The 5788-nt window shown below is 37.3% G+C and carries 5 protein-coding genes and 1 pseudogene; 1 reads left to right on the top strand and 5 read right to left on the bottom strand.

Annotated elements, in window-relative coordinates:
- Positions 1-152: 152 nt before the first annotated feature.
- On the top strand, positions 153-587 hold the full coding sequence (locus AC1DPQ_RS15680; RefSeq protein ID WP_477610146.1) for a VOC family protein: 435 nt from the start codon (positions 153-155) through the stop codon (positions 585-587).
- A 327-nt stretch (positions 588-914) separates the two neighbouring features.
- Here the strand turns inward: AC1DPQ_RS15680 and AC1DPQ_RS15675 are convergent, their stop codons facing one another.
- The 5 genes and pseudogenes from AC1DPQ_RS15675 to AC1DPQ_RS15655 all read right to left on the bottom strand — a co-directional run.
- A complete protein-coding gene (locus tag AC1DPQ_RS15675) occupies positions 915-1409 on the bottom strand; it encodes a S41 family peptidase (RefSeq protein WP_477585060.1) in 495 nt (164 codons plus the stop codon).
- Positions 1409-2284 (bottom strand): hypothetical protein, encoded by an 876-nt coding sequence (locus tag AC1DPQ_RS15670; RefSeq protein WP_477585061.1) that lies wholly within the window; start codon positions 2282-2284, stop codon positions 1409-1411. Before AC1DPQ_RS15670 ends, AC1DPQ_RS15675 begins: the two co-directional genes overlap by 1 nt.
- A 312-nt stretch (positions 2285-2596) precedes the next feature.
- Positions 2597-3766: a CehA/McbA family metallohydrolase gene (locus tag AC1DPQ_RS15665; protein ID WP_477610144.1), complete on the bottom strand. Its 1170-nt coding sequence runs from the start codon at positions 3764-3766 to the stop codon at positions 2597-2599.
- 45 nt (positions 3767-3811) lie between these two features.
- Positions 3812-5215 (bottom strand): alkaline phosphatase, encoded by a 1404-nt coding sequence (locus tag AC1DPQ_RS15660; protein WP_477610142.1) that lies wholly within the window; start codon positions 5213-5215, stop codon positions 3812-3814.
- Between the two features lie 3 nt (positions 5216-5218).
- Positions 5219-5704 (bottom strand): annotated as a pseudogene (locus tag AC1DPQ_RS15655) (Ca2+-dependent phosphoinositide-specific phospholipase C); the annotation flags it as partial.
- Positions 5705-5788 lie beyond the last annotated feature (84 nt).

Raw genomic sequence — 5788 nt, 5'->3', positions numbered from 1 at the left:
CTACAAATGGGTTTAGATACGATAATGTCTGGTTATATGAAGCTGATTTCTGATCCTTCGAGGCTTATATACCCAATTTAGAATGACAGACCTTAAAAGGATGTGTAGTCCTATGCAATTTGTTTAGAAACAAAACCTAAAAATAAAAAATCATGAGAGCAATTAATCCCTGGATCAACTTCAATGGCAATGCCGAAGAAGCCTTCATTTTTTACAAATCAGTTTTTGGCGGCGAGTTTACTAAAATCACCCGTTTTAAAGACTTATCAGGCCCCGATTTTCAGGTAGYCGAAGAGGAGGCAAATAAAATAATGTACATCGGCTTGCCGCTTGGCAAAAACAACGTGTTAATAGCCAACGATGTTCCCGGATTTTTAGGACGGGTAAGCGAAAATGAAAACCGGTCTAAAATATACGTGAATGCCGAAAGCCGTGAAGAAGCAGATAAAATATTTAACGGATTATCGACAGGTGGAGAAGTGGAAGGACCAATTGGTGATAGTCCATGGGGTACCTATGCCGGAATGTTTAGGGATAAATATGGTATTGAATGGATTGTAGAGTTCGACCCGGGGTATAACGGGTAGGCTTAACCTGTCTTATCACTGGCGTACAGTATGTAATAACGGTAACACCCAGGCAAAGAGGCTACTCTTTTTTGAGATAGCCTCTTTTTAAATCAAGTATCTAAAAAACAGAATTTTAAAAGAGGTATCCGGTTGAAATGATTTTTTCATCGATGCCGTATTTAAAATTAATCACACGACTTCAGGAAAGACGGGGTTACTTGCGAAAAAAATCGCAAAGCTTAAAACCTCCTTAAAGGAAATTGTGAAAAAGGGTTGTTCATCTTAATTCAGTTTTTCCTTTTGAGGTCTTTGATAATGTATTCAACCCACTGATCGGCTGGTATGTTAAGGCTTAACATCAGGACTGAATCCGGTTGCATCAATAGGCTTTTTATCGGCCCAGCTCGATTTTGATACTGGCATCATAAGTATCAGCATTTTGCACGGAAGCGGCGTTTGTGATGTTGGCCCTTCGTAATCCATCATGCCTACACTATTCCTACCGTATCGTGTTGTCTTTTTGCTTTGTTTCATTAAATGAAAAAAGTATTCTGTAGAGCTACCGCAAAGTTCATCGGTAATTAGTGCAACTTTAGCAGGACTGCCAAGAACAGAATCAAGAGGGATTGTCAATCCAGGGATCTGATAAAACGTATCCTCGGCAGATGGGAGTTCTTCGTCGATTTTTTTGAGGTTAGCTACATATTGATCAGGATAGTATTTTTTTAGATCTACAGGTACTGGATTTTTGACGAAATACTCAAGCTCTGATCTTTTGAGCCGGACATTGTCCTGGGAAATGCGAAGTAGGGGGCTGTCCTGTTTGATGGGGTTGGTCATCACGTAGGGTAGGAGAAAGCTCCAACCGGAGTTGCCCCTCCGTTTCCACGCAGATCTATGATCAGGTACTTACTATTTCTGATGGCTTTATCATGGGCTGCAACTAATTTCTCGATTTTACTGTCGTTATTAAAGAAAGTCGGGATTTTGATATAGCTGGTTTCCGTGTCCAATTGATAATAATCGAGTCCATTGTTGCTGTTTTTCCATGTACCTAACTCCTTTTTTTCTTTGGCAGTCATTTCATTGGGAAAAACCCTTCCAAAAAGTGAAAAATTCCACAGCTGCAACAGGTTGCCTCTTTGCTGGGCATAGAAATCTACACTGTTAAATACATTGTACTGATTTAGCAGATAGCCTTTTTGATGTGGTTTTACTGTAAAATAGACAAGCCCCTTATGGAGCATGCTATCTTTTGCACTAAGTACAATGGCTTTGTATTCATTGCCCGGAAATTTTTTTATGCCCAACCTAATTGAACTGTCCGCGTTTATCCAAATGCCTTCAGTGCCAGTACCCGGTTTCAGTGTTTTAAAATAAGATTCGTCCAGAGTTATGGTCTCTTTTTCGTAATCCTCTTTGTTGAGGTATGTCAATGAAAAATGTTTGTCTGCAAAAAAACGAACATAATCTTTAATAAGATAATAGCAGCTTTTAGGATTGCTTTCATTTTTTGCCTTTGCACGGAGACTGGTTACCAGATTTTCATAGGACGGTTTTGTCTTAGCATATACTTTTTGCGGAAATCCGGCATAGTTGAGCTCAGTTTTAACAATTGCCTCATTTAAATTCTGCAGGCAGTTACAGGGTATCTGTTGTGCTATAAGTAAAAAGGGAAAAATGGGGGTAATAAGGAGGATACATAGTCTTTTCATCACATTAATTTGATTGAACACTAATATATTAAAGTTATCAGTTTTTTTGATAGTCTGACTCCCGATTTAATAGCATAATCAAAATTGCATTAAATTTATGATTGGCAGGGCAGGTATATTATAATGCAAGGTTAGACTTGGTCAGACAGCTTTTATTGTGTTGAAAGATTGATGGTTGTATCTTGAAGAATCCTTATGTTTTTATTAGCAGATTCTTCAATTGACTTAATATAATTGCATGTTTAACGTTTAATGCATCCCTGCTTTTGACAGATTTTAGATTGACTTTTTAATAATTTTTTTAAAAAAAAACTAAAATTTTGGGTCGAAGTTAAAATAAATCGGATTTGATAAAGCAACCATATTTTCACTTAAAGCCATAGATTTTGGCACTTGCGGATAAGGTGTATTTACGCCTTCAACAGTTACCCGATAATAGCTTCTCCCTTTTGTTTCTGGTGTATCTTCAAATTGAACCATTGGTATTTCGCCTTTAGCGTGGTAAGTATTCAATTTCTTCCCATTTTTAATGATGGTAATGGTGTAATCTGCATCAGGCAAAGTATTATCAATTAATTGAACCAAAAATTTTACAGGTTTACCTTTCGAGATGGCATTGTCGCCCATCATCATTTCAAATTTCCCATCTTCATCTTCATCTGCATAAAATTCTACTCTTGGTGCAAAAGGATTTGAACTCACCGAAACCTTTCCATGAGTTAGTGCATCTACAACTGCAGTTAAATTTTTCTCTTTTGCAAAAACCCAGGTGGTTGGCGTACCAACATAATTATATTCAGCTTGGTAGGTGTTTGCACCTGGTTTTTCAGCCCCTGTAGGTACTCCGTGATGTGCATCACTTCCTCCTCTTCCTGTCATCATCCTTCCGGATGAAAGCATATCATCCCAAATCATAATTGCATTGGCATTTTTTGGCCAAACTGACGAATTCCAAACTTCAATCGATTGAACCAGATCATAAGAAAAACCAAAATTGTCTTTTCCGCTTGGATGGTTTGCTGATAAGTGAATATTAAGAGACTTCTTCACTTTACCAATATTAACATCACGTTCATCTCGAACATCAAATAAGCGTTTATGATGATAGGGTTTATCAGAAAATACGTTTCCATGACCTCTGGTTGTCGTCCATTCTGCACCATATAGCAATAGAAGCGAGTCTGATTTAAATTCTGGATCTGCCCAGGTATGGTGTTCCACATCACCATCTACATGATTATCGTGATCTGTAATACACACATAATCCATTTTAACAGATTTAGAAAAATTAATGATCTTTTCAATCGAATTATTCGATGATTCTGTGCTATGCCGTGAATGCACATGTAAGTCGCCTTTTAGCCAAAATCCTTTTGAAAGTAAAACAGGTTTAGCTGTATTTTGTTGAGCTTTGACAATACTTACATTCAAAAGTATAGCGATACATATAATCGGAATTCTTGTTTTACACTTTACTTTCATTTTTCATTTTTTTAAAAAATTACCTGCATTGCTGTTTGAAATTATTTATGCCTTAACTAAAAATGACTCTGGCATTTCGGCCGCCTTTAACATGAAATTATGCAATTCACAATTTTTAATGAAAGGCTTTAAGTTTTCTGAACCTGGGCCAAACATGGTAAGCTCAACATAATCTCCGGTATGGTTCATACCAGCCCATTGCACATCGGTATATTTGCCCAATATTTTTCCGTATTCGTAAAACGGAAGATTTGACTCGTTGTATAACTGGTTGGGAGAAATGTCTTTGAAATGATTTAAAAGTGATTTAACTTCATCTGGTTTTATTTCAAAACCTTGATTCTCTTTAATCAGATCGATAATTTTCTGTTCACTAAAGGATTGGTTCAATTGCGCCAACAACCAGGTGTTGCTATGCTTAAAATTCTGTAAACTATCGAATTTTTTATCAGCTTCGTCAGCATAAAATAAACCAGGATTTGAATTCCCGTGATCAGTGGTTATGATAACCAGCGTTTCTCCATCTTTTTCTGCAAATTCAATGACCTTACCAACCGCTTCATCAAAAGCAAGCTGGTCAAATATTAATCCACTTACATCATTTGAATGTGCCGCCCAATCTACTTTTCCACCTTCTACCTGCAAAGCAAACCCGTCTTTATTATCTTTCATCAAATCGATAGCTTTCATCGTCATTTCTGCTAACGATGGTGTCGATTTCATTAGATTTTTATCGTGCTTTCTGTCTACTTCATAAGGCAATCCATCTTCGGCAAATAAACCTAAAACTGGCTTATACTTATTCAAAGCCAGCATTTCATCTCTATTTTCAGCTATCTTATAACCTTGGGTTAAATATTTCGGAATCAGGTTTCCTCCGGCACGTTTTTCTCCAAAATACTTATGTCCACCACCCATCATCACATCAAACTTTAAGCCCAGGTATAGTTCCGCAATAATATCCTGCCCCCCACGGTTATCTATGTTTATGCAAAAACCGGCAGGTGTTGCATGCGTTATGGGAACAGTAGTTACACAACCTACCTTTTTACCTTTTTCTTTAAATTTCTGAAGGATAGGTTGTGGTTTTTCGCCTTTCATTCCTACATTAAGCGAACCGTTTCGAACCCGCATACCACCACCCCAGGATGAACTTGCAGCTGCAGAATCGGTAACCATAGAACTTGCGGAAGCCGTATCCATTAATGCTCTAAAAGCCTTGTTTTCGCGGTACAAGCCTAACCATTTACTACTAACCCCCAATATTCTGTTCGAATATAAATCAGCCATATTCAGCGTTCCTATACTCATGCCATCACTTACCATCATAATGATGTTTTTAGCTTTCTTTGAACCGCCAATAGGTTTAGCGATAACATCACTTACACCTGTAAATGGAATAGTTAAACCGGCTAACAATCCACCTTTTAATAATGACCTTCTATTCATATTCTATTTACTTTTAAATAAGGGATTAGCTCTGTAGTATTTGCCACCAGCAAAGCTGATAGCGTAATCGGAATTAAAATGTGTACTTTTTAAATAATAATCTGTTGTGATAACCTGTGCGCCAGAATTACAAGCTTCATTGAAATCACCCTTATCGTTTTTACGAGCCTGTTGCGTATCGTTATCGGCCCGTGTTCTAATGATGTAGCCTTTTTTTACCATTTCAGAAATCTGTTTGTCTTTAGGGTTATTTCTAATCATAAAAGCGGCTTCAGGTGTGCCGGGATCTGAATTTGCAAACATTACTCTACCTTTTAGTGATGGATGATTTAGGATATATGTCGCTCTTTTTTTTCCGGTTGCATCCAGTACAAAAATAAATTTGCCTTTCGCCTGGCTCAACTTTGGCCAATTCTGATGAAGTACAGCGTCTTCAAGCGAACTATATTTACCTCTTACTTCATCAGGAAGAATGATATGTTCTTTACCTAAATTCGAAGTACAGCGTCTTCAAGCGAACTATATTTACCTCTTACTTCATCAGGAAGAATGATATGTTCTTTACCTAAATTC

The organism is Pedobacter sp. 01T416_2 (assembly GCF_056398925.1).
The sequence above is the reverse complement of the archived record's forward strand: the minus strand, read 5'-3'. Positions and strand labels throughout refer to the sequence as shown.

Excerpts from the sequence above, each read along its gene's own strand:
- AC1DPQ_RS15670 (WP_477585061.1), bottom strand. The coding sequence starts at position 2,284 with ATGAAAAGACTATGTATCCTCCTTATTACCCCCATTTTTCCCTTTTTA.
- AC1DPQ_RS15660 (WP_477610142.1), bottom strand. The coding sequence starts at position 5,215 with ATGAATAGAAGGTCATTATTAAAAGGTGGATTGTTAGCCGGTTTAACT.
- AC1DPQ_RS15665 (WP_477610144.1), bottom strand. The coding sequence starts at position 3,766 with ATGAAAGTAAAGTGTAAAACAAGAATTCCGATTATATGTATCGCTATA.
- AC1DPQ_RS15675 (WP_477585060.1), bottom strand. The coding sequence starts at position 1,409 with ATGACCAACCCCATCAAACAGGACAGCCCCCTACTTCGCATTTCCCAG.